The sequence below is a fragment of the Luteimonas sp. A649 genome, from assembly GCF_054072735.1.
Map to the genome: position 1 here is coordinate 1 of NZ_JBSVRQ010000013.1, position 2,116 is coordinate 2,116.

A 2,116-nucleotide genomic window follows, 5' to 3' on the forward strand; every position below is an offset into this window, starting at 1 on the left:
TCAAGTAGCGCGCCTAACAATTCATTCAAGCCGAAACCGCTTCGCGGTTCGGCTTAATTCAGGCGTTAGGCGCTTGGGAACGTCATGGCAAGCTTAAAATGGGACGCGACACAATGGCGCTGACTCGGGCTGGCCCTGCAACAAACGATTTGCTCAAAGCGAGAATGTCTCTCGGTCATGTCATAAATGACTCTCACCCACTCTCGCCTCAAGAGTACGAGTTGATCGGGAGATTTGTTCAGACGTATTGCTTCGCCGACCTTGAGTCGCGGCGAGTGATCAACCACCTCACTCACATCAGGAAGGGCGCACCGACCGAGTTTGCGCTAAAGCTTAATGACAAAGAGGCGCTGGATCACCTCATGGCTTGCGCTGACACCTGCACTTGGAATCTTGATTTGGCGGAGGGAATCCGCAAGGCTGCAGAGATCCTCGTGCAGCATCGCTACCTCCGCCATATGTTCGCGCACTGGGCGGGCCGGCGGGTTCTAGGCCATGACGCCTTGATATTCTTTACAGCGAGCCTGAGCAAGCAAAAGATGCCCATAGACGCGGTGAAGTTTGAGGAAAACGAAGAACCGAACATGCAGTACGGGCTCATGCCCCTATCTAACGTTCTTGAGGAGCTGAAGAAGCTCGAGGGGCATGTCAAGTACTTGGCGGCGATGGCTGCTCAGTTGGAGGCCAGAGCGGAACAGATTGCAGAGCAATTTGCGCAAGACGTGGCGGATGGCAAGCTCTTGCTTAAGCCTTACACGGTTGCCGGCAGGCGCGCCTAACAATGCGTTCAAGCCGAAGCCGCTTCGTTACGCAAAGCACATGGCAGGTACAGCTTGCCATGTGCTTTGCTCCACTACGCGTCTCGGCTTAACTTTGGCGTTAGGCCTTGTCAGTTAGAGTCGCGATGGATTCGATTGACTACAAACATTTACCACGCCGGCAATCGGCACTACAGGGGGAAGCATGAGCGCAGTTCTAGTGATCCTGGGGATCTTGGCAGCAGCTATCGGTGCGCTATCACTGAGTCAGGCAACAATGGGGGTCGGCATCATTGCCATTGGTTGCTTCCTCGCTATCCTCGCAAGGCTTGCTCAAGCTGAGGCTCATCACAGAGCACTGTCCCGGCCCAAGGCCTAACAATTCGTTCAAGCCGAACCTGCTTCGTTACAGCACCGTCGTGGCAGAAAAAGCTTGCCACGCCGTTGCCTCCACTACGCAGGTCGGCTTAACTTAGGTGATAGGCCCCATGCCCAATCGTCATGCGTCATGCAGCTGTGGAAAGCTCACCGCTAGCACTCGGGGTGAGCCGGTTCGCATCTCAATTTGCCATTGCTTGGACTGCCAAAGGCGCACTGGCAGTGTGTTTGGCGCTCAGGCCAGATTCCCGGCTGATGCCGTGACTGTCGAGGGCCAACGCAAAGAGTATGTACGCATCGGTGAGAGTGGCAGTTCAACCCGGTTCCACTTCTGCCCGGAGTGCGGCTCCACCGTCTTTTATCGGTCAGACGCCATTCCAGATGTGGTGGCGATTCCTGTCGGTGCTTTCGCAGATCCGGAATTTCCGTCGCCGCGCGTATCCGTCTATGAGGAAAGGCAGCACCCTTGGGTGCATCTTGCAGACGGCATTGAGCACCTTGATTGAGTGACTCGCGGGCCGTCTAATGGGGCCTAACAATTCGTTCAAGCCGAAACCGCTTCGTTACGTCAAAGGCATGGCAGGAAAAGCTTGCCATGCCTTTGCCTCCACTACGCGGTTCGGCTTAACTCAGGCGTTAGGCCTTGTTTCCCGCACTTTTGTTGCCGGGCTCCAGGCGATCTGTAGCGCATCGCGTATCCGCAGCGTTTGCACCTCGCACGCGCGGTGGAGGCATCGGCAGTCAGCCCTGCAGCGCCTCGGCTTCGGACTGGCGCTACTCTCCGCGAGATTCGACTGGCCGAGTCGGCTTCGGACAGCGCGCTGTGAGAGTTCTTGGCCGCGCGAGTCGCTGGTTTTGGCTTCGGGCCCGGCAAGTGCCAGCCTCAGGCCGTTCGGCCAGACTTGTTGTAGTGTTCGGCTCAGGGGTTGGGCTGTCGCAAGGTCGGGCGCAAGCTCGGCGTGCGGCGGCCTAACAAGTCG

At 57.2% G+C, this 2,116-nt stretch carries 2 protein-coding genes; both read left to right on the forward strand.

Annotated elements, in window-relative coordinates; genetic code table 11:
* Positions 1-275 precede the first annotated feature (275 nt).
* Positions 276-779, forward strand: coding sequence for a hypothetical protein (locus tag ACW5E8_RS14735; protein ID WP_456966293.1), 504 nt, complete (start codon positions 276-278; stop codon positions 777-779).
* Positions 780-1,246: 467 nt separating this feature from the next.
* Positions 1,247-1,642, forward strand: coding sequence for a GFA family protein (locus tag ACW5E8_RS14740; RefSeq protein ID WP_456966294.1), 396 nt, complete (start codon positions 1,247-1,249; stop codon positions 1,640-1,642).
* Positions 1,643-2,116 lie beyond the last annotated feature (474 nt).

Coding starts and splice junctions, on each gene's coding strand:
- ACW5E8_RS14740 (WP_456966294.1), top strand. CDS start 1,247: ATGCCCAATCGTCATGCGTCATGCAGCTGTGGAAAGCTCACCGCTAGC.